General features: G+C 40.4%; 18 protein-coding genes and 1 tRNA gene. 6 read left to right on the forward strand and 13 right to left on the reverse strand.

Annotation, left to right across the window (positions count from 1 at the left end):
• Nucleotides 1–81: 81 nt before the first annotated feature.
• The 3 genes from ACYVJ6_RS02245 to ACYVJ6_RS02255 all read right to left on the reverse strand — a co-directional run bounded on the left by ACYVJ6_RS02245 (nt 82) and on the right by ACYVJ6_RS02255 (nt 4,075).
• A complete protein-coding gene (locus ACYVJ6_RS02245; RefSeq protein ID WP_460692403.1) occupies nt 82–2,136 on the reverse strand; it encodes a TonB-dependent receptor in 2,055 nt (684 codons plus the stop codon).
• 126 nt (nt 2,137–2,262) lie between these two features.
• Complete coding sequence (locus ACYVJ6_RS02250) at nt 2,263–3,519, reverse strand: outer membrane beta-barrel protein (protein ID WP_460692404.1); 1,257 nt, start codon at nt 3,517–3,519, stop codon at nt 2,263–2,265.
• A gap of 37 nt (nt 3,520–3,556) precedes the next feature.
• On the reverse strand, nt 3,557–4,075 hold the full coding sequence (locus ACYVJ6_RS02255) for an NADPH-dependent FMN reductase (protein WP_460692405.1): 519 nt from the start codon (nt 4,073–4,075) through the stop codon (nt 3,557–3,559).
• Between the two features lie 241 nt (nt 4,076–4,316).
• On the opposite strand from ACYVJ6_RS02255, the gene ACYVJ6_RS02260 reads away from it, so the two are divergent.
• From ACYVJ6_RS02260 to lepB, 5 genes are all read left to right on the forward strand, one after another.
• Nucleotides 4,317–5,120 carry a ParA family protein gene (locus ACYVJ6_RS02260; protein ID WP_460692406.1) on the forward strand — a complete coding sequence of 268 codons (804 nt, stop codon included), beginning with the start codon at nt 4,317–4,319 and terminating at the stop codon, nt 5,118–5,120.
• A gap of 3 nt (nt 5,121–5,123) precedes the next feature.
• Nucleotides 5,124–6,038, forward strand: coding sequence for a ParB/RepB/Spo0J family partition protein (locus ACYVJ6_RS02265; protein WP_460692407.1), 915 nt, complete (start codon nt 5,124–5,126; stop codon nt 6,036–6,038).
• Between the two features lie 2 nt (nt 6,039–6,040).
• Nucleotides 6,041–6,712, forward strand: coding sequence for a DUF5683 domain-containing protein (locus ACYVJ6_RS02270; RefSeq protein WP_460692408.1), 672 nt, complete (start codon nt 6,041–6,043; stop codon nt 6,710–6,712).
• A gap of 67 nt (nt 6,713–6,779) precedes the next feature.
• Nucleotides 6,780–7,526 (forward strand): 4-hydroxy-tetrahydrodipicolinate reductase, encoded by a 747-nt coding sequence (dapB, locus tag ACYVJ6_RS02275; RefSeq protein WP_460692409.1) that lies wholly within the window; start codon nt 6,780–6,782, stop codon nt 7,524–7,526.
• A 22-nt stretch (nt 7,527–7,548) separates the two neighbouring features.
• Entirely contained in the window at nt 7,549–8,658 is a 1,110-nt protein-coding gene (lepB, locus tag ACYVJ6_RS02280; RefSeq protein WP_460692410.1) for a signal peptidase I, read from the forward strand.
• A 34-nt stretch (nt 8,659–8,692) separates the two neighbouring features.
• Here lepB and ACYVJ6_RS02285 read toward each other — a convergent pair whose 3' ends face one another.
• The 7 genes from ACYVJ6_RS02285 to ACYVJ6_RS02315 all read right to left on the reverse strand — a co-directional run bounded on the left by ACYVJ6_RS02285 (nt 8,693) and on the right by ACYVJ6_RS02315 (nt 16,545).
• Complete coding sequence (locus tag ACYVJ6_RS02285) at nt 8,693–9,769, reverse strand: Ldh family oxidoreductase (protein WP_460692411.1); 1,077 nt, start codon at nt 9,767–9,769, stop codon at nt 8,693–8,695.
• Nucleotides 9,770–9,859: 90 nt separating this feature from the next.
• Entirely contained in the window at nt 9,860–11,308 is a 1,449-nt protein-coding gene (locus ACYVJ6_RS02290) for a Gfo/Idh/MocA family protein (RefSeq protein ID WP_460692412.1), read from the reverse strand.
• A gap of 183 nt (nt 11,309–11,491) precedes the next feature.
• Nucleotides 11,492–12,952 (reverse strand): thioredoxin-like domain-containing protein, encoded by a 1,461-nt coding sequence (locus ACYVJ6_RS02295; RefSeq protein ID WP_460692413.1) that lies wholly within the window; start codon nt 12,950–12,952, stop codon nt 11,492–11,494.
• A gap of 85 nt (nt 12,953–13,037) precedes the next feature.
• Nucleotides 13,038–14,351 carry an MFS transporter gene (locus ACYVJ6_RS02300; protein WP_460692414.1) on the reverse strand — a complete coding sequence of 438 codons (1,314 nt, stop codon included), beginning with the start codon at nt 14,349–14,351 and terminating at the stop codon, nt 13,038–13,040.
• 115 nt (nt 14,352–14,466) lie between these two features.
• Nucleotides 14,467–15,276, reverse strand: coding sequence for an SDR family oxidoreductase (locus ACYVJ6_RS02305; protein ID WP_460692415.1), 810 nt, complete (start codon nt 15,274–15,276; stop codon nt 14,467–14,469).
• A gap of 54 nt (nt 15,277–15,330) precedes the next feature.
• Nucleotides 15,331–16,260 (reverse strand): DUF5996 family protein, encoded by a 930-nt coding sequence (locus tag ACYVJ6_RS02310; protein WP_460692416.1) that lies wholly within the window; start codon nt 16,258–16,260, stop codon nt 15,331–15,333.
• Between the two features lie 12 nt (nt 16,261–16,272).
• Nucleotides 16,273–16,545 carry a UBP-type zinc finger domain-containing protein gene (locus ACYVJ6_RS02315; protein ID WP_460692417.1) on the reverse strand — a complete coding sequence of 91 codons (273 nt, stop codon included), beginning with the start codon at nt 16,543–16,545 and terminating at the stop codon, nt 16,273–16,275.
• Between the two features lie 100 nt (nt 16,546–16,645).
• On the opposite strand from ACYVJ6_RS02315, the gene ACYVJ6_RS02320 reads away from it, so the two are divergent.
• The gene (locus tag ACYVJ6_RS02320; RefSeq protein ID WP_460692418.1) at nt 16,646–17,611 is read left to right on the forward strand and encodes a YihY/virulence factor BrkB family protein; all 966 of its coding nucleotides are present in this window, start codon (nt 16,646–16,648) and stop codon (nt 17,609–17,611) included.
• Nucleotides 17,612–17,699: 88 nt separating this feature from the next.
• On the opposite strand, the gene ACYVJ6_RS02325 is transcribed toward ACYVJ6_RS02320, so the two are convergent.
• The 3 genes from ACYVJ6_RS02325 to ACYVJ6_RS02335 all read right to left on the reverse strand — a co-directional run bounded on the left by ACYVJ6_RS02325 (nt 17,700) and on the right by ACYVJ6_RS02335 (nt 20,906).
• Entirely contained in the window at nt 17,700–19,142 is a 1,443-nt protein-coding gene (locus ACYVJ6_RS02325; RefSeq protein WP_460692419.1) for a S1C family serine protease, read from the reverse strand.
• Nucleotides 19,143–19,301: 159 nt separating this feature from the next.
• Nucleotides 19,302–20,537, reverse strand: coding sequence for a DUF2254 domain-containing protein (locus ACYVJ6_RS02330; protein ID WP_460692420.1), 1,236 nt, complete (start codon nt 20,535–20,537; stop codon nt 19,302–19,304).
• Between the two features lie 295 nt (nt 20,538–20,832).
• Nucleotides 20,833–20,906: transfer RNA gene (locus tag ACYVJ6_RS02335), tRNA-Ala, on the reverse strand.
• Between the last annotated feature and the right edge of the window lie 28 nt (nt 20,907–20,934).

The following is a 20,934-nucleotide window of genomic DNA, read 5'->3' on the forward strand; positions in this document are numbered from 1 at the left end:
GAGGAACGAGGAGAAATCTATACATCCGTTCATATAGCGCGTGTATAGATTTCTCACTATGTTCGAAATGACAAGTGGGTTTTAGAATATCACATTAAACCCTGCATAAAAATTACGCAATGCTGCCGGGTTAAAGTAACGGTTACCAAAAGCATTCAGGTCATTACCCAGGCTGTAATTTTCATTAAACAAGTTATCAACCCCCGCGTAAATATCTAAACGTGTATTGCCTTTTAAAATATGCTGCCATCCGGCTTTAGCCTGTACCAAATGGTAACGGTTGGCATATACGCTGTTGGCATCATTTAGTGGTATGCGCGAGGTATAGTTATGCTGTGCAAACAAATAAATGTTTTGCGGAAATTTTACCTGTACACTTGAAACGGTAACAGTTCTTGGTACCCCGGTTAACTCTTTGTTGGAGTAATCATTAGCGGCAACTTTATAATCGGTAAAAGTGAACTTGCTTAACGTAAGCGATTCGTTTAACTGCAAGCCACGAATAAACCCTGTATTTTTTTGTTTGATTATCCAGTAGCTGGCATAAGCTTCTAAACCGGGTTGTTTGGTGCCACCCGCATTGATATAATACTCGGTATCATCTGGATTTAAACGGCGCACAATGGCGTTTTGCAGGCGATATAAAAATACCGATGCATCCAATAAAAAGCGGTTCTCTTTATCACGCAGGCGGAAACCTGTTTCGTAGTTCCAGCCCAATTGCGCTTGTAATGCCGTATTAATAATATTGCTGGTTGGGCGGATCTCTGCAGTAGTAGGGGTTGAATAACCACGACTAACCGATGCTCTCCAGATAAAGTTATCAGTTATACTATAAGATAAAGCCAAACGCGGCATCACCTGTGGCGTAAAGCTACGCGGGGTATAAACTGTCTGCGCCAGCGGGAAAATGTTCTGGAACTTATAATCGTAATAGTTTATGCTGGCTGCTGCTTCTACGTGCAATTTGTTAAACAAGTCAGCCTGGTAACGTGCAAAAAAGAAACGCTGGTTAGTATGTATTTTATCCTGCGCCTGCGCTGTACCTCTTACTCCCTGGTTGTTATTATAGTTGTTGATGTCTGAATTGGTTTGCTGTACCTCTACACCAATGTTGGCTTTCCAGTCGTAGTTAGCTGTGCGTATGCCGCTATACTCAAAATAGGTACGCAAGCCATAAGTGCTTTCATAGCGCTGCTCATAATTACTGATGAACGGGTTTGTAAAATTAACATAAGTACCAAAAATGGATGCCACATTACGTATACGGTCGCTTATTTTCCACTCGTTTACCAAACCACCCATAGTCATTTTTGAGCTGATGCCAATGCGCTGGCTAATGGCGTTAGCCCTGGTGCCGCGTGGGTTTACTGCTAATTGTGCCTGGGTTAACCCTCCTGGTGTTTGGTAATTCAGGTCAGAATATAAACCTATAAACTTGATTGAATTGCCATTGCCATATTTCAATTTATCAACCAACTGAAAATAGGTGCGGTACATATTGCTGTTATCGCGGTAACCCTTAGCCGTTTGGTAAGCCTGGTTAATATTTAGCTGGTTGTTTTTGGTAATGTTTTGTATACCCACATTTTGATGGAACAAACCATACGAGCCGGCATTGGCACCTAAGGATACATAGTTGCTATCGGCATAACGGTTAACCGGGTTAATTAAAACCACACCGCCCGAGTTGGCTCCAAATAAACTGCCGTCAGGGCCTTTTAATATTTCAACACCCTGCACGCTGTTAAAATCAATGGTGTTTAAGTAGGTATTGCCCCCCGCATCTGTTAAAGGTATCTCATCAAAATAAACCTTTACATCGCGCACCCCAAATGGCGAGCGTAATAAGCTACCACGTATTGATAAACGGTAACTGCCCGGCGAACGCTCTTCCATACGTATACCCGGTATAGTATTCATGGCAGGCACCAGTGAATTTTCGGGTTGTAACCGTAATTGCGATGGTGTTAACACACCTACCGAGGCTGGTGTTTTAAGCATTTGCTGTTCAGATAAGTATCCGCGTATGGTAACGTCCTGTAAACTTTTTACAGTGTCAACTTTTTGGGCTATCGCTTGGGTAAGCAATCCGGCAGTTATCAATAATATTGAGGTGGAGTATAATCTTTTCATAAGTTTAAATTGGCGCACAAAAATAGTCCTTTTATTAATAAAAGGACTATCAGTTTGTAACAAGTAAGTGGTGATTGTAACTAATTGACAATGATTATAAAAATAGGGTTACCGGCATCGTTAGGGTTAAAACAAATAATTTATACCTGCACGAAAAGAAGATGATTTAAATACATAAATAGTTGTAGCGCTATTTATTGCAACAGGGGGCTGGTAAGCAACTTGAATTTCAATTTTATTATTGATAGTTACTCCTGTTTTGGCTACCAAAGTTACGTTAACAGGCAATAACGATTGTAAATTATACGATGAGGAAGCTTTAGTGTTATTATAATCTCTATATACCTGTTTATTATTGTATAATGATAGCGTTAGCACCAAGCCTCCGCCTGCATAAAATTTTAAATTTTGTTTATTGGATATATTATAAAGAAGTTGGGGGCTAAGTGATATCATTTGTCTATCAAACATTATAATGTTTGTAGTACTAAAGGCACTTGGGGGTAGACCATCGCCAAAAGCTAAACGTGTTTTAGTACTTGTATAACTCAACTCGGTACGTAAAAAAAGTTTACCGATATTTTTATTAAATAATAGATCTAATCCAACATTGATCATAGGACCAATACTAGTGTTGGATGATTCTAAAAGGGTTATATTGTCTTTGAAACTAATAGTGCCGGCGTTTACACCTGCCCCTGCAAAAAAGCGAACTCCGCTTTTTGATTGGCTAACCATTGTTAATTCATCAACCCCATTATTTAATTTTTTTACAATTTTTAAAAGTGCTTTTTGATTGTAGTTAGTGTATTGTATTTCATTTATCAGGCTTGCATCATCGGGGCGGTAAATAGTGCGTAATAATTGCAGTTGTTGTTTGTATTTCGTATCAAAAACTTTGGTTACCCTATCATTACCCCCTAAATACGCCCGGTAAATCAACTCGGTTGTGGGGTTGTTTTTTTGGGCAATAAAATACCTGTCTTTAATACCATCGCTGTATTGTAGTAGTGTTACGTTTTTACCTGCAGTTAACCCGCGTAAAAAAACAGCATCAGTAATATAAGTAGTATCAACCTTTACACTAAAATTGCTGAAGTCAACCCGGTTCAGGCTTATTTTGCCATTATAACTTTTATAATATTCAACCCCTGTTACCGCAAAAGCTTCAATATCTTTGGCGCTATATATTTGTGAGTTTTCAGCATTATTGCTTTTAAAATTAACCTCTTTAGGGTTACGGGTCCAATCTTTATAATCAACAAAACCTGGTATGGTATCACCTTTTAAATTGACTATATAGCCGGGCTTAAAATTGGTTTGTGCCGATAGAAAACAGGGGAATAAAATTAATAATGCAATTAATGCTAATAGATTTTTCATGAATTGTGACTAGGTAGCACAAACATAGAATATTATTTTAAAACCTGATGAATTTATCCAACTGCTCATTAATAAACTTCAACGTGTCCTCTTTAAAAAGCTCAGCATCGACGTTAAGTTCAGTTTTAATACTGGCAATATGCAGCTTTAACGACATCACATTTAAATGCATATAATGGCATACCCCTGTAAAATGGTCAATGCCACGTATGTTGCCATACTTGCCTGATGATATACCCACCAAGGCAGCCTTTTTATCGTAAAAGCTCTCGGGGAAGGTACAGGCGTCAATAAACGCTTTTAACACACCCGGGAAGCTGCCATTATACTCAGGGATAATAAACAGGAATTTTTCAGTTTTAGTGATTAAGTCTTGTATGACTTGAAACTCCGCACTTCGTTGGCCATACATATCAGTTTTTATCAGGTTATCGGGCAGTTCTGCTAATGATAGTAAGTCGGCTTCCACGCCTTTTTCGCGTAGCTGTTTTTGATAATATTTAGCCACTTTAAGGGTCGAGCTGCCGGGCCTGTTGGTTGCTGATATGATGAGCATTTTTTTATTTAGTGATTGAGTGAATTAGCGAATGAGTGATTTTATAGATGAGCAACATTCGCTCGTCACATCCAATCATACACTCATTAACACAAATATGTTTGTAAATTGCCAAAACCTGTGGATTTCTAAGTGTTTTAAATACTTATCTTAGCACCTGTTAAAACATCCCGAAGGTAGAAATTTTCATTTCTATTTTTCGTTATTGATATAACTGTTATAAATTTTTACAAAATACATAATGAGTAAAATAATTGCTTTGGCCAACCAAAAAGGTGGCGTAGGTAAAACTACATCATCAATAAACCTTGCGGCAAGTTTAGCCGTATTAGAATTTAAAACTTTATTGGTTGATGCCGATCCGCAGGCAAACTCTACTTCGGGTATTGGTTTTGATCCCCGTAATATAAAAAACAGCGTTTACGAGTGTATCATCAATGATATTGATCCGCACGATGCTATTATAAAAACAGAAACGCCTAATCTTGATCTGCTGCCTGCCCATATTGACCTGGTAGGTGCCGAGATAGAGATGATAAACCTGGATAACCGCGAGTTTAAAATGAAAGCGGTTTTAGACAGTGTGCGCGACGAGTATGATTTTATAATTATTGATTGTTCGCCGTCATTAGGTTTAATAACCATTAACGCCCTAACTGCTGCAGATTCGGTAATTATACCCGTACAGTGCGAGTATTTTGCGTTAGAGGGATTAGGCAAATTGTTAAATACCATTAAAATAGTGCAAAGCCGTTTAAATACCGCGCTTGAAATTGAGGGCATTTTATTAACCATGTACGATGTGCGCCTGCGTTTATCAAACCAGGTGGTTGAGGAAGTACGTACGCATTTTGAAGATATGGTTTTTAATACCATTATACAGCGTAATACACGTTTAAGCGAGGCTCCAAGCTTTGGTGTATCGGTTATTATGCATGATGCCACCTGCAAAGGCGCCATAAACTATTTAAACCTTGCCCGCGAAATTGTGCGTAAAAATGGTTTAGTGAAAGATGAACTGGAAGCAACTACCGAAACCGTATAATAAATGAGTGCAGAAAAAAGAAAGGCCCTGGGTAAGGGATTAAGCGCGCTGTTAAATGATTCGGATAATGTGCTGCCGTATAAAAGAAGTGATAGAAATGAGGTAAGTGCCGCTCCCGAAGTTAATACCATGGGATCGGTAAATGAAATAAAGATTGCCGAAATTGAGATCAACCCGTTTCAACCCCGTACAGATTTTGATCAGGAGGCCTTAAAGGAACTTTCTGAATCAATAAAGCTACAAGGGCTTATACAGCCAATTACGGTTAGACGCATTAACGCGCACAGCTATCAATTGATATCGGGCGAGCGCCGTTTACGTGCTTCAAAACTGGCAGGATTAACCAACATACCGGCTTATATACGCGCAGCTAACGACCAGCAAATGCTGGAAATGGCGCTGATCGAGAACATACAGCGCGAAAACCTGAATGCTATTGAGGTGGCCTTGAGCTTTCAGCGTATGATTGATGAATGCAGTTTAAAGCAAGAGGAATTGGGAGACAGAGTAAGCAAAAACCGATCAACGGTTACTAATTACCTGCGTTTATTAAAACTGCCTCCTGTTATACAGGCATCAATCCGGGATGGGCATATCAGTATGGGCCATGCCAAGGCTTTGATAAGTGTTGAGGATGCTGATAAACAATTATTTATCCATAAACATATTATTCAGGACGGTTTATCCGTTCGTAAGGTGGAAGAGATGGTGCGTGAGCTGCAAAACTCACGGATAAAAAAAGAAGGTAAACAACCTGAGCCTATATCTTTTCAGATGCAAAAGATACAGGATGACCTGGCATCAAAGTTTAGCACAAAAGTTAAGCTGAATATAAATGGCCAGGGTAAGGGAAGTATTGAGATCCCATTTTTATCAGAAGACGATCTTGGCCGCATTTTAGAAATGTTGGATTGGTAATAATGTACAGATGTTTTTTAATTGGCTTCCTGTTATTTAATGCATTTGCTGTTAAAGCACAGGTAATGGATACTACAGGTAAAAAAAACGAGGTTCCACCGGTTATACAAGCCAGGCGCGACTCTATGAAAGCCAATCCTGTACCCAAATCAAAAGTAAAAGTTTATTATCCTGATACTAATCATAGTCCGCGCACTGCAGTTATGCGGTCGTTAATGGTACCGGGTTGGGGCCAAATATACAATCGTAAGTGGTGGAAGGTCCCTGCAGTTTATACCGGCCTTGGGCTGTTGGCATGGGCTTATGTTTTTAATGTAAATTATTTTAATGAATCAACGGCTGTAGCTAAGTATCGTGTGAGTGGCGAACCACCAAATCCTGGCGATCCTTACTACCAGACCTATATAGATTACCAACCTTATACTACTGCTGCCATAAATGATGCAATTATTGGCGCAAGGCGCAACCGCGATTTGAGTGCATTTGGTTTTGTGGGAGTTTGGGCCATTCAAATGGTTGATGCGTATATTGATGCCAAGTATAAGCACTCGTATGATATGAATGATAAGCTGTCAATTAAAATAAAACCGGGACTGCTTAACACACCAATCTATGCCGGAAGTTTTAACAATTCTATAATTCCGGGTTTAAAAATTACCTTTACACTCAATTAAAGATAAATACCTTATAAACCGGGATCATTATCGCTATTAAAAAATAGAATACCATAGAATACCATAAATGAAAATTGCATTATTAGGTTACGGAAAAATGGGCAAGATCATAGAGAAGATCGCTACCGACCGTAAACACGAAATAGTATTAACCATAGATCATGATAATTTGCACGACCTTACTGCCGAAAACCTGCAACAGGCCGATGTAGCCATTGAGTTTAGTACGCCGGGTACAGCTTTAAGTAATATCAAACATTGTTTAAATGCAGGCGTACCTATAGTTGTGGGCACTACCGGCTGGTACGACGAAATACCTGCCCTGAAGCAAGAATGCCAGGAAGGTAACAAAACCATATTATACGCATCTAATTTTAGCGTTGGTGTAAACATATTTTTTCATGTTAACCGGGTTTTGGCAAAGTTGATGAATAACTACCCTTACTATGATGTACAGGTTGAAGAGATACATCATTTGCAAAAGCTGGATTCGCCAAGCGGTACTGCCATTACCATTGCCGAAGGTATTTTAGAAAACCTGGATGCCAAGCAAAAATGGGTAAATGTGCTTACGGATAATAATGACAACAGTGACGATAATATTAAAGCGGAAGAACTGCTTATCGAATCGCACCGTATTGACAGTGTGCCGGGAACACATACCGTAATTTACGATTCGGAAGTAGATACTATTGAATTTAAACATACCGCCCATAACCGTAACGGATTTGCGTTAGGTGCGGTATTAGCTGCAGAATGGATAAAAGATAAAAAAGGCTTTTATTCTGTAGAGGATATGTTTGATTTAGGATAATATTAATACAATAATTTAAAAAATGAACTGGAAATTCTGGAATAAAAATAAAGGTCCAAAGAAAAAGAAAACGGCCACCCGCGAATGGGTTGATGCTATTGTTTTTGCTGTAATAGCCGCTACATTAATAAGAACCTTTTTTATTGAGGCGTATACTATACCCACCCCCTCAATGGAGCGGTCATTATTGGTTGGCGACTTTTTATTTGTAAGTAAAGTAAATTATGGGCCGCGTGTGCCCATGACACCTATTGCTTTTCCGTTTGCGCACCATACTATGCCTATTATAAACACCAAAGCTTATTGGGATGGCTGGGAATTAGATTACCACCGCCTACCGGGCTTTAGTGATGTTAAAAAAGGCGATGTAGTAGTATTTAACTATCCAATGGAGGCCGATTCGCCGCTGTACCGCCCTGTTGACAAACGCGAAAACTATATTAAGCGTTGCCAGGGTACCCCCGGCGACACCCTTACAGTGGTTAACGCGCAGGTATATGTAAATGGTAAAGCAGCTCCTACTCCGCCCGGTTCACAAATAGATTATACGATTACTACCACTGGTATGGATCTTAATCCGCAGGTTGTAGAAGACTTGAATATTTCATTTTACGAGGGCAATATATCTCCTACCATGACCAAGGCTGCAGCTAATGCTTTAAAAAAGTATTCAAATGTTAAATCAGTGAAACCCAATATATCACCAAAGGGATCGGTAGATTATGCTGTTTTTCCATATGATACGCATCACCGGAAAGACCATGTATTTCATTGGAACGTAGATAATTTTGGTCCGGTGATCATCCCTAAAAAGGGCTGGACAGTTAAACTAGATAGCCTTACCCTGCCAATTTACCGTCGTGCAATAACCGTGTATGAAGGCAATAAGTTGGAAGAAATAGGACAAGATATTTTAATAAACGGCAAGAAAACCGATACCTACACCTTTAAAATGAATTACTACTGGATGATGGGCGATAACCGCCATGATTCGTTAGACTCGCGCTTTTGGGGTTTTGTACCCGAGGATCATATAGTGGGTAAAGCCTTATTTATATGGATGAGCTGGGATGATAACGCGCCTTTCTTTAGCAAACTAAGATGGAGCAGGTTATTTAAGGGAATTCATTAGAAGAATTTCGGATTTCGGATTTTCGATTTCGGAATTAGGCTAACGGTTCGATATTGAACTTTTTGGCCAACTCATTTAAATCATTTACAACGGCATCAACTACGGGGATGCCGTTTTTTGTGCGCTCAATTTGTGCTGCGTATTCAGGTTCACCCGGTATAACTACACCTTGGTCAGGGTTAATTTTTGATGCAGATTTAAAGCGTTCAATCCAGGTATCCATATTGCTTTTAAAATCATCCACCGGCCTAAATCCGTCTACACGCATAACACCTACAAAATGGCCAATGCCTTCGCCCACTGGGTTGGCAGAAGGCTCTAAAAACGCTACAAAAGGAGGTACCCACGGGCCATAGTTTGCACCTGATAATACACCCGAAAGTATATCAACCACACCACTTAAGGCAAAGCCTTTATGGCTGCCATGATCGCGGTCGCCACCTAAGGGTAATAGCGAGCCTCCTGTTTTTAAAGCATGAGGATCAGTAGTGTAATTGCCGTCTTTATCCTGCAGCCATCCTTCAGGCACTTGCTCGCCTGATCGTTGGGCTATTTCCAATTTGCCGTTGGCTGCCGCAGATGTAGCCATATCAACCACCACTGGTGGGTATTTACCCGCAGGGAAAGCATAGCACATAGGGTTGGTACCCAGCATACGCTCGTTAGAGAAAGTAGGTGCAACTAATGGTGTGGCATTGGTCATGGCAAAGCCTATCATATTTTTTTCTACAGCTTTTAGGGCATGATAGCCGGCAATACCAAAATGATTAGAGTTACGTACAGCTATCCACGCCGACCCATATTTTTCGGCTTTTTCTAAAGCCACCTGCATAGCAAAAGGGGCTACTATTAAGCCCAAGCCCCCATCACCATCAATAGTGGCGGTAGTAGGGGTTTCATGAACGATTTTTATGTTAGGGGTAGGGTTAATGCGTTTCTTTTCCCATAAACGCACGTAGCCAATTAATCGTGCAACGCCATGCGAATCAATTCCCCGCAGATCAGCCGCTAATAAAACATCAGCGGCTAAAGTAGCATCGGCTGCACTGCAGCCCATCGCTTTAAAAATATTCTCGGTAAAAGTTCTTAGAGCCCGTTCGGTAATTAGCATAAGGTGCAAATATATTAAAACGCCGGTTAATGGATAGGTACAAAAAAGCCCCTTAATATAATTAAGGGGCTTAGCTTATCATATGTAGTATTAAACTTTTTTGGTTATCAGTTTAGGTACTTTAACATAGCTTGTTCCGTAAGGATAGCGTTGTGGCCTTGATAATAATTTATTAGCTTCCTCGTTACCAACAAACTTTTCCTTACTCGGGTCAAAGTGTAAACGTTTATCAAACTTCATGGCCACATGTGCTACTAAACAAGCACTGCATGAGCGGTGCGCAATTTCAATAGGGCTGATGTTCTTTTTATTGTTTTTGATAGATTGCAGCCAATTTAAATGCTGCTCGGGACTTTCATATAAATGAACCTCATTTTTGCCGATAACCGAATTTAAAATTTTAGGGTCGCTGGCTCTAAGCGCTAATTCTTTACCCGCCGTTGCGCCCGGGTCACTGGCGGTAACACCACCATCGCGCGTACAGAATATCCAGCCTTTGGTGCCTTCAAATTTAATTCCATTCTCATACTTACCATTAATAATCATCTGCACACCATTAGCATAACCCATAGTTACCTGGAAATCGCCATGTACGTTCCACAAGCCCGCTTTTGGGAAAACCACTTCGTTGCATTCAGCCCATATTGGTCCCGTGTACTCTGTATTCATGCCCCAGTGTGCAATATCAATATGGTGTACACCCCAGCCGGTTATCATTCCTGCACCAAATTGCTCTAAACGCAGCCATCCGGGGCGCGAGCTAATAGCCGGTATATTCATTACCCTATCAGGAGTATAATAAGTATATGGCGTCGAACCTAACCAGGCATCATAATTAAAACGCTCAGGTATGGGTGCTTCGGCAGTTTTTCCACCTGCGGGGTCGCCTGGTAAACCTACACGTACTGTTTTTAACGTACCAATACGACCATTGCGTACCAATTCGCAGGCGCGTTTAAATTGCGGCCATGGGTCAATAGAACGCTGTTGGCTGCCTAATTGAAATACCACACCTGTTTTGCTGATGATATTACTCATGGTACGGCCCTCTTCAATAGTTAGCGAGGTTGGTTTTTGGCAATAAATATGTTTGCCCGCTAATGCAGCTTCAATGGCTACTTGCGCGTGCCAGTGATCGGGTGTGCTAATTTGAACTGCATCAATATCTTTATTGGCTAACAGATCCTGGTAGTTATCGTATAATTTAACGTCTACAAAATCTTTTTTGCCGGTGCTTTTTTCGTAGGTATCTAATATGAATTTTTTACCCGCATCTTGCCTAAAGCCCGAGTAATCTGCAACGGCAATAACACGCGCGGCATCGGAGTGTTTTAAGGTCTCTTTCAAATCATGTACCGTAGCAATACGCCCACAGCCAATTTGCCCGATATTGATCATATTGCTTGGCGCATTTTTGCCAAAAACTGTTGAGGGTACAATAGTTGGAAAACCAAAAGTAATGCCCGCTACAGCAGCGCCTTTGGCAGCAGTTTTTACAAAATCTCTTCTGTTATAAGAAGACTTTTCTTGATTATCCATAATGAAAATAAGTTTAATAGGTATTGTGCTTATGGCTGGGGCAACGCCAGAGGCAATGCAATTGGTTGGTTAAATGTATAAAATAATTTAACAAAATTGCAATCGATTGCAACAAAAAAGCTCCATATTTATGAAGCTTTTTATATTTATATCTGCTAAAAAGTATGTAACTTAATTTAGATACTATCTCATATTCGCCGCCAATCTATCACCTACTAACAATTTGTCAAGTTTTTTTGCTGTTAATTCGTCGTTGGCCCTTAAACCGTTGCCTGTTTCTATGATGTCTCCATTTTTGTTGATCAATATTTTGAAAGGTATACCGCTTATATTAAAGGCTTTGGCAAGAGCCTCGCTTTGTTCATTATTTAAATAATAATGCTGTGCCAGGTTTAATTTTCCAATATGGTCATTCCAGAGCACCTTATTAACACCGGTGCACAAGAAAACAAATTTTACATCTTTACCTTTATAGCTTTCCATTAATTTTTTCGAATCAGGAAACTCGCTTATACAAGGGCCGCACCAGGTAGCCCAAACATCTATCAACACCACTTTCCCCAAATTTTCTTTTCTTATAGAATCTATTAACACTTTAGCGGGTGTTTTTGCAACATTACCTAACAATGTATTTGAAAGTGCTTGTGCATTGTCTATCTGTTTTTTTAACGCGGCATAACGTGTTTCTAAGGGTTTTGTAATAAATGGCTCGGTTATATGTTTGTCCAATAAACTTTTGTTTGTATTAACAGCATCGATATCATATTTCCATAACATGACATTGTAGCTATAGGCAATTTGTATTTGTTTGATTAACGTGTCATACCTGGCGTTAATAGTGCTGTTAACAAAATCTTCAAAATTTCTGCTTTTTGTTAATGGAGCTAATGCCAATGCCAATTTAATGCTGCCGGTATTTAAGGTAGAAGCCTGGTAAATATTTTCCAGATCCTTTTCCAAATTGTCGAGCCCCTTTGTTTGGGTTATATCATTTATAGTTCGTTTATTTTTCCTGGCCAACGCTTTTACAAAACTTAAATGTGAATCATAATAATTGATGTTGATATAATTGTTGGTCCAGATTTTTACTTCGCTGTTTGCATTAAATTTGTTGATGAACTCCTGCCTTTTTTCAATCATGGCTTTTTTGATAGCATTGCTTTGATCCAGGTGGCTTTTTACATCATTTGTTTCAAAAAAGCTTTTGCTGGCTTTGCGGTATTCTAACTCATTTTCATAAAAGGAATAGTTTTCACCCAGGTAATGGTATAGGTCGTTATTGGTTTTTTCGGCATCGCCGCTGAATTTAACAGTGCCCATATCTGCATAATCAATATCAATATGGATACTGTCGCCCGGATGAGCAATTAATGTTCTTACAATAGGCATCAACTCCACATCCTGTGCAACGTACTGGTCAAAATAAATTTTAAAAGTGCCATCCTTTTTAATTGCGCCGGTATATTTTGAAGTATCACCTCCAAAATTTTGTACATACAAGGTGAATTCTTTGGTTTGGGGAAACAGGTGAACGTTGGCAATTCTGCCATCAATAACGGTTCTTTGAGGGTTACTGCCGCGTTTATTGCAGGCCAGGAAGCCCAGTGCTATAAATAGCAGGCTTAGGTAATAGATAATTTTCATAATAGGGGTATAGTTTAGTTACCTAAATGTATAATTAACTTTTTAGTTATGCAAAAGGAAAATAAACTATTTTAAAAAAAATAGCTTATGCTGTCGCGATCTTTGATTTAGTCTTCGTTTCTGCCATCATCAGCGATAGCAATAAGCCTAATCCCGTTACAAAAAAGCAATCCAGCACCAGCGCCGAGTCGCGCATTTCGTGGGTCATGGCTTCTACAAAGCCAAAAGTGAACAGGCCAACAACTATAGACAGTTTTTCGGTAACATCATAAAAACTAAAGTAAGATGCGGTATCAGGAATGTTTTGCGGAATGTATTTAGAAAATGTTGAGCGTGATAATGATTGTACGCCACCCATTACTATACCAACCACTATAGCAGCAAAATAAAACTGTTGGGCAGTGGTAATAAAATATACCCCGCCGCATATCAGGCACCAAATAGCTACAATGGTTGACAGTACTTTTACGTTGCCAAACCTGGCCGACATTTTAGCGGTAATAGCAGCACCTATAATAGCCACCACCTGGATGATCAAAATGATACTGATCAGATCTTCCTCGGGCATACGCAACTCTTTCGCGCCAAAATTAGCAGCTACCAACATAATGGTTTGCACACCAACTGAGTAAAAAAAGAACGCCGGTAAAAAGCGTTTTAAAAGCGGCAGTTCTTTTACTTTTTTAAATACTTTGGCTAACTCTTTAAAGCCACCGGTAAAAACGTTGTATTTATGCGAGCCGGCATTAGGCTCGCCTTTAGGTAATAAGTAAAAGGCAATAAATGAGAAGCCTATCCACCAAAAACCGACTATTAAAAATGAAAAGCGGGCCGCCACCTCATCAGTCATGCCAAATGTGGCGGGGAACAACACAAAGATGAAGCATAGCACTTGTACTACAATACTACCTGCAAAACCATATATAAAACCTTTGGCACTCACGGCATCCTGCTGGTCAACCGTGGCTATTTGGGGCAGGTAGGAGTTATAAAAAACAAAACCACCACAGTAACCTACCGATGCCAACCCGAAACAGATCATGCTGAACTCGAAGGTATCCATCGTAAAGAAAAACAACCCCATACAGGCCAGGCTACCCATCCAGGTAAATAGTTGCAGGTAAAGTTTTTTATGGCCCTTATAATCGGCAATTGACGTTAAAATGGGCAGCATGATAACAATAAGCAGGTACGATACTGCCAGTACATAGTTAGAAAGCACCGTATTAACATACTTATGCCCGAAGAACGTAACCATATCGCCGGTTTGCTTATTGGCTGTAATAGCGACATAATAAGCCGGGAAAATGGTAGATATGATCACCATATTATAAGCCTGGTTGGCCCAATCAAACATGGCCCAGGCCCATATAGTTTTTTTGTCGTTTTTTTTGGTCATTGGTTGATTCTCTCCGCCTTGTCATTTAGCACAAGGTGTGGGAAAAAATCTATAAACATGCATCCGAGCATATGTATAGATTTCTCACTTTGTTCGAAATGACAATAGGTAATAATTATTTTATGCCATAATGGTCATTCATCAGCTTCACAAATAGGGCGCCCGGTAATATAGCCTTAAGTGTAGGTACTATGGTTTGGCCTATTGCACCAACCAAATAACTATGCGCAGGTTTTGACTGCCCTACTATGCTGCAAATTTTTGCAGCCAGTTTATCCGGGCTTGCGCCCATGCTTTCGTCTTTTTCCATGGCGGCAACTGCGGCTTCAAATTCGGCTTTTAGTTTTTCATTTTTTAAGGTGAAAGGCGCTTTTTCACGGTTGCCGGTAAAGTCGGTTTTAAAATCGCCGGGGTTAAGTACGGTTACTTTTACGCCCGTATTTTGTAGTTCCATACGCAGGCTTTCAGAATATCCCTCAATAGCGAATTTAGATGCGCTATACAATCCCTGGTAAGGTAAACCAAATAAACCTGCTAACGAGCTGATGTTAATTACCAGGCCTTTTCCTTTTTCTATCATACCCGGCAATACCGCGCTGCACACCCGCACTACCCCAAAAAAATTAACCTCAAATTGTTTTTTAGCCAGGTCAACCGGCATGGCGTAAAGCGGACCGGTAATACCATTACCCGCGTTATTCACCAATACATCAATCCCGCCTTCGGCTTTAACTATTTGATCAATAGCAGCAGTAACCGATTCATCGCTTGTAACGTCCATTTCAATAGGATTAAATGCGGCATCCTTAATACGTTTAATATCGCGGCTGGTACCGTATACGGTGTGTCCCTGCGCTGCCAGCGCATTAGCGGTAGCTAAGCCTAAACCCGAAGAAGCGCCTGTTACCAATATTACTTTTTTCATTTTGATAGGATTGATGTTGGTTAAGTTGTAAAAATAAATATTGAGGTTGAAAGTTTATGATTTCTTTTCATAAATAGAAAAATCGCATTCCAGTTCGTGCCTGTTCCAGTTGCCGGTATTAGCTGCAGCATCGTAGGTGGTTTGTAAAAACTGTAATAGATACCCTTCAGGATCTGCAGCATTTTTTACATCATCATATAATAAAAAGTATTCGCCCATTTCCTGGCTGTAAAAAGCTTCAGCAGGTTTAACGGGTTGAGTGGCATAGGCTTCGGGTGTGGGGTAACAGTAAGCATAAAACGCCGGGTTAGGGAAAGCTTCGCTACCGGGCCAAAAACCACAACTGCTTACCTCGTGCGAGTAGGCTTCCTGCATCACATTATCTGGCATATTTGGTGCACCGCCGGGATGCTTGGGTGCCTCGCGCCCCGAAAATCGGGTAACCGCTAAATCAAACGCGCCCCAAAAAAAGTGTACCGGGCTGCATTTGCCTTTAAAGCCAGCCCTGAAACGGGTAAATACTTTATCTATTTTAACTAATGCCTGCCAAAGCAGGTTTATTTGTTCGGGGTCATAGGTGCAATGTGCCTCGTCCTCATAAAAAGGAGTGGCATGGTCCAGTTCATTGGGTTTGGGGTATATACTTACCTTAATACCCATTAAATTAAGCTTATCAAAAACGGTTGTATAAAAATCGGCTACCGACCGGGTATAAAGTTTGATGATTTCTTTTTTACCTGTACTTGATTGTATAATGAGCTGATGGTTTACAAAATCAAAATCTATCTGGAAAACACCATCATTATAAGGTATGCTCCCGGTAGTTAAACCGGTTGGCGATACGTATAAGGTAACATGCCATGAGTGGTTTAACCAGGGCATACTTACCAGGCGTATTTTGCCGATGATCTGCGTCCATAAATGAACGGTGGTAACGGTATCTTTTAGCTGGGCGAAGTTTAACGAGGGCCAGGTGTTTTTCATGGGCTACTATATTTAGTATTCGGCAATGATTTTATCGGTATAACAAAATAGCCACCTTTCGCCCGGCTCTGATGATGCGATTACGGGGTGCTTGGTAGCATTATAATGTTTGGTCATGTGTGTATTTGGCGAACTATCGCAGCATAAGGTAATACCGCAAGTTTGACAAGTGCGCAAATGCACCCATCTGTCACCGGTTTTAATGCATTCTTCACACACGTAATCTTCAGCTTGCTTAACATTTGTTATAGCTTCAAGATGGCCGCATAATTTTGAATTAACCATGAAAATATCTTTTTATAAAGTTAGCTAAAAAAGGGAGTATGAAAATAGTAGCGAACACTAAAGGCATAAAAATGTTAAACTAAATGTTAGCAGTAACGATATGATCAAAGATTACTTTAGTAAGAAGGGACTGAAAGATGGCTTTAAAATATTAAAAGCGGCATTTAACGGATTTATGGATGATAAGGCGTTAAAATTAAGCGCTTCATTGGCTTATTATACCACATTTTCTTTAGGGCCTTTATTGTTATTATTAATATCATTGGCGGGGGTGTTTTTTGGCCGGGAAGCCATACAGGGAAAAGTTTTTAAGGAGATAAACGGAATGGTTGGTAACGACGCGGCCATGCAAATACAGGAGATCATAAAAAACCTGCGCCTGTCCGGTAAATCAACCATCTCGGTTATTATTGGCACTGTAACTTTAATTATTGGTGCCACAACTGTATTTGGCGAGATACAGGATTCTATCAACATGATATGGCAGGTAAAGGCCAAACCTAAAAAGGGTTGGGTTAAGCTGCTGAAAGATCGCCTGCTGTCATCATCATTAATAATTACCCTGGGGTTTTTATTGCTGGTATCATTAATAATTAATGGTGCACTGTTGGCTTTAAGCGATAGGCTAAAAGTATTTTTGCCCGATATCACTGTTATATTATTTAACATCATAAACACAGGTATCAGCTTTATAGTGATCTCGGTTTTATTTGGCGTAATATTTAAGGTGCTGCCTGATGCCAAAATAGCGTGGAAGGATGTACGCTCCGGCGCTTTCTTTACCGCTATCCTGTTTATGATAGGGCGCTTGGTTATTGGCATTTATATTGAATCATCCGGTACCAGTTCAACTTACGGTGCAGCAGGCTCGCTTATTGTGATATTGCTTTGGGTGTATTATACCGCTGCGATACTTTATTTTGGCGCCGAGTTTACCCGTGCCTATGCCGACTTTAAAGGTGTTAAAATTGAACCTGCAGAATTTGCCGTTTACGTGGAGATAAAAGAACGTGAAAAGGATTTAAAAGTAATACCTAAAGAGCATAATATTAAGCCTACGAAGTAAAAAAAGCCCGCTTAATAGTGGGCTTTTGTGAAGAATATCGGGAATCGAAAAGGTTATGTTACAACTGTAATTATTGCAGTAAATACAACTATGCCCCTAAAGAAAGATTAAACAATACTCTCGATCCCTCAGGTGTAATGCAGGCAATTCTGATAGTCCCACGGGTGGCGCTCATTAAAGTTTTGTTTAATTCCATCGGTGTATTTACCTGAACCCCGTTTACACCTACGATAATAGAGCCCGGCTGGATACCCACTTTTTCAAAAAATCCGCCCCTTGCAATGGCGGTAACCAACATCCCGGAACTTATGCCATAACCTTGTTTAATACGGTCATTAATGGGCGCGAATTTCGCTCCAAGCTTGTTATATATATCGTTTAATGATGGGCCCGTGTTTGTAGCCAATCTGTCTGGTTCCAGGTCTTTTAGGATAGCACTACTGCTCAATACTTCGCCTTTACGCAGATAGGTTAAGGCTATCTTGTCGCCGGGATGGCGCCGGGCTATTCTTTCTGAAAGTTCTACCGAGGAGTTAACGGTATTGCCATTTATGCTTTGAATAATATCTCCTTCCTGTAAGCCGGCTGCAGCTGCGGCACTATTTGGCTGAATACCGGTGATGTAAACACCTTTGATACTACCCGGTGCAATGCCCCTCTCAATCAATTCCTGGTCCTCTGTAGCCGGTGATGGAAAAGCCACGCCCAGCAATCCCCGTTTTACGCTACCAAATTCCCTTAAATCATTAACTATTTTTTTGGCCAGATTAACAGGTATGGCAAATCCATAACCCGCATAGCTTCCGGTTTGCGAAGCAATGGCTGCATTAATGCCAATTAATTCGCCTGCTGTATTAACTAAGGCGCCACCGCTATTGCCGGGATTAATGGCAGCATCTGTTTGAATAAAAGCTTCAATCGGCGCGCTTCCTTCACCTTTACTTCCAATAATGCCAATGCTTCTTTCCTTTGCGCTGATAATACCTGCGGTAACAGTAGTGTTCAAAGAAAACGGGTAACCAATAGCTAACACCCATTGCCCAACTTGTACCAGGTCAGAATTACCAATTTTTACCGGGTTAAGCCCTGTTGCATTTATTTTAATTAAAGCAAGATCCGTATTTGGATCCCGGCCAATAAGCCTGGCAGCAAAAGTTCGCCTATCAGCCAGTACTACTTCAACGCTTGATGCTTCTCCTACCACGTGGTTGTTAGTGACAATATAACCATCTTCACTTAATATAACACCTGAGCCCGATGCCATAGCGCCCTGAGATACCGGGCTGTAACCCTGCGATGCAATTTGTACTTTGATGTGAACTACCTGCTGCGAGGCAATAGCAGCAGCCTGTGTAAAATCGGGATACGTGTCGGCCATATCCTCTCCGGATTGCGAGGATGCAAAACGGACCGGAGTTTTTTCCTGTTCAAAAGAGACTGTTTGGTCCTGATTATTCATCATCTTAACAGTACCGAAACTGACACCAGCTGCAATAAATACGGTAAGTATAATAAGACCTGTTTTATTCATGATATTTATAATTTGGTTGAACTTTCCCAGGATTATTAATGACGGGAGTATATAAATTATACAATTACTGTATCAATTTGTTTGATTATTGATAACAATGTATTATGCAGTGCTGTTGAGTAACAGATTTAAATCAGACGGCTAAATTCCTGCACGCAATTAGCTTATAATCTTTTGATTGGAGGAAATTACCATGTTCAAAAACTCGCCGAAGAGATGAGTGTATTGTTGTCGGTTATCTAAATTTTTAAGTTGTTCAAGCATGTGCAATAAAGCCTGCTGTACATATCTGTCTTTATTCCCATAGTTCCAAATAGGGTAAATACAATCCTTGAAAAGCTCCTCATAAGTGAGTACTTTCAATATAATACCGATTTGATTTTCGGACGTTTCAAGTATTGTAGGCTGGCAATTTTGTAAACGATAAGCAAACAGGTCACTCAATGCATTAAGGCTAAGTACAGCAGTGGCCGGGTCATTGATTCCGGGGCTTAAAGCTTTGATGGCTACTTCTGATAACTGACGAAAACCATATTCGGGATTTTGACTGATCGGCTGTCCTACAAAAAAATCAATATGCAGGTTAAGTTCATCAAGAAATTCATTTGATAATTCGTTTTTTGCATATACCCTAACAAGGTCAGAGCCTGCTATCAAATAGGTTCCCATAGGGTGTAGAAAAGAGAAAGTTACCTTGTACTTACTCGCCATCTCCAAAACCTTTTGTTGATTTATTCCCTGAAAATAACCCGACTCACGAGCCTTAACGGTTGTAAAAGAAATTTCATCCCATTGGGTGTTTTCTGCTAACGCACAGTAATTGGTCTTCATGCCTTTCATGGTTTGATCCTTCACGCGTTTGATCACTGTTTCGTATTTCACCGTTTGGGTCACATAATCTAAAAAATATATAAAGAGGAAAATATCAATAACCGTAAACGCAATAAGCAGATAAATACTGATGGCAGGCACATAAATACCACTATTGATGTCGCGTATAGTGCTTAACAAAAACAGGGCATAAACAATGGTGCCGATATAAAAGCCCAGCACAACCTGCTGAAAGCGATTTTCTATCATGCTATTCAAAATGCGGTTGCTCATTTGCGAGGCCGCCTGGTTAAGCACGATCATCACCATGGAAAAACTGAACACGGTAATTGAAATCACGCCTCCGGCGATCGTAGAAAGGATGGACCGGGCAGTACTTGCATCCTTTAAACTAAGCCATGAAAGCTGTTGCTTGAAATATTTGCCCTGCTCAGAAAAATCTACCTGCAGCATTACCCACGATAGTACAAGGAAACCGATGGAAATTATTGCCGGGTAGAAGGCAATGCTATTAATAATTTTTGCATTATGCGCCCTAACCCATTTTAAAAGTTTTTTAAACATAATTGGATGGAAAGGTCAATGGGTGCAAAATTAATGCCACTAAAGCGGACGCCCTATCCGCGCACAAAAAAACCTTCCAGAAAACCTAAAAGCTTAAGTGGAGAATATCGGAGTCGAACCGATGACCTTCCCGACGATGTCGGGACGCTCTATCCGTGCATAAAAAAAGCTTCCAAAAAACCTGAAAGCTTTACTTGTGGAGAATATCGGAGTCGAACCGATGACCTTCCCGACGATGTCGGGACGCTCTATCCGTGCATAAAAAAGCTTCCAAAAAACCTGAAAGCTTTACTTGTGGAGAATATCGGAGTCGAACCGATGACCTCTTGCATGCCATGCAAGCGCTCTAGCCAGCTGAGCTAATCCCCCTTTTTTTGAGTGGCAGTTTTGAGTTTCA

The organism is Mucilaginibacter puniceus (assembly GCF_054783175.1).

Coding starts and splice junctions, on each gene's coding strand:
- ACYVJ6_RS02245 (WP_460692403.1), bottom strand. CDS start 2,136: ATGAAAAGATTATACTCCACCTCAATATTATTGATAACTGCCGGATTG.
- ACYVJ6_RS02250 (WP_460692404.1), bottom strand. CDS start 3,519: ATGAAAAATCTATTAGCATTAATTGCATTATTAATTTTATTCCCCTGT.
- ACYVJ6_RS02255 (WP_460692405.1), bottom strand. CDS start 4,075: ATGCTCATCATATCAGCAACCAACAGGCCCGGCAGCTCGACCCTTAAA.
- ACYVJ6_RS02260 (WP_460692406.1), top strand. CDS start 4,317: ATGAGTAAAATAATTGCTTTGGCCAACCAAAAAGGTGGCGTAGGTAAA.
- ACYVJ6_RS02265 (WP_460692407.1), top strand. CDS start 5,124: ATGAGTGCAGAAAAAAGAAAGGCCCTGGGTAAGGGATTAAGCGCGCTG.
- ACYVJ6_RS02270 (WP_460692408.1), top strand. CDS start 6,041: ATGTACAGATGTTTTTTAATTGGCTTCCTGTTATTTAATGCATTTGCT.
- dapB (WP_460692409.1), top strand. CDS start 6,780: ATGAAAATTGCATTATTAGGTTACGGAAAAATGGGCAAGATCATAGAG.
- lepB (WP_460692410.1), top strand. CDS start 7,549: ATGAACTGGAAATTCTGGAATAAAAATAAAGGTCCAAAGAAAAAGAAA.
- ACYVJ6_RS02285 (WP_460692411.1), bottom strand. CDS start 9,769: ATGCTAATTACCGAACGGGCTCTAAGAACTTTTACCGAGAATATTTTT.
- ACYVJ6_RS02290 (WP_460692412.1), bottom strand. CDS start 11,308: ATGGATAATCAAGAAAAGTCTTCTTATAACAGAAGAGATTTTGTAAAA.
- ACYVJ6_RS02295 (WP_460692413.1), bottom strand. CDS start 12,952: ATGAAAATTATCTATTACCTAAGCCTGCTATTTATAGCACTGGGCTTC.
- ACYVJ6_RS02300 (WP_460692414.1), bottom strand. CDS start 14,351: ATGACCAAAAAAAACGACAAAAAAACTATATGGGCCTGGGCCATGTTT.
- ACYVJ6_RS02305 (WP_460692415.1), bottom strand. CDS start 15,276: ATGAAAAAAGTAATATTGGTAACAGGCGCTTCTTCGGGTTTAGGCTTA.
- ACYVJ6_RS02310 (WP_460692416.1), bottom strand. CDS start 16,260: ATGAAAAACACCTGGCCCTCGTTAAACTTCGCCCAGCTAAAAGATACC.
- ACYVJ6_RS02315 (WP_460692417.1), bottom strand. CDS start 16,545: ATGGTTAATTCAAAATTATGCGGCCATCTTGAAGCTATAACAAATGTT.
- ACYVJ6_RS02320 (WP_460692418.1), top strand. CDS start 16,646: ATGATCAAAGATTACTTTAGTAAGAAGGGACTGAAAGATGGCTTTAAA.
- ACYVJ6_RS02325 (WP_460692419.1), bottom strand. CDS start 19,142: ATGAATAAAACAGGTCTTATTATACTTACCGTATTTATTGCAGCTGGT.
- ACYVJ6_RS02330 (WP_460692420.1), bottom strand. CDS start 20,537: ATGTTTAAAAAACTTTTAAAATGGGTTAGGGCGCATAATGCAAAAATT.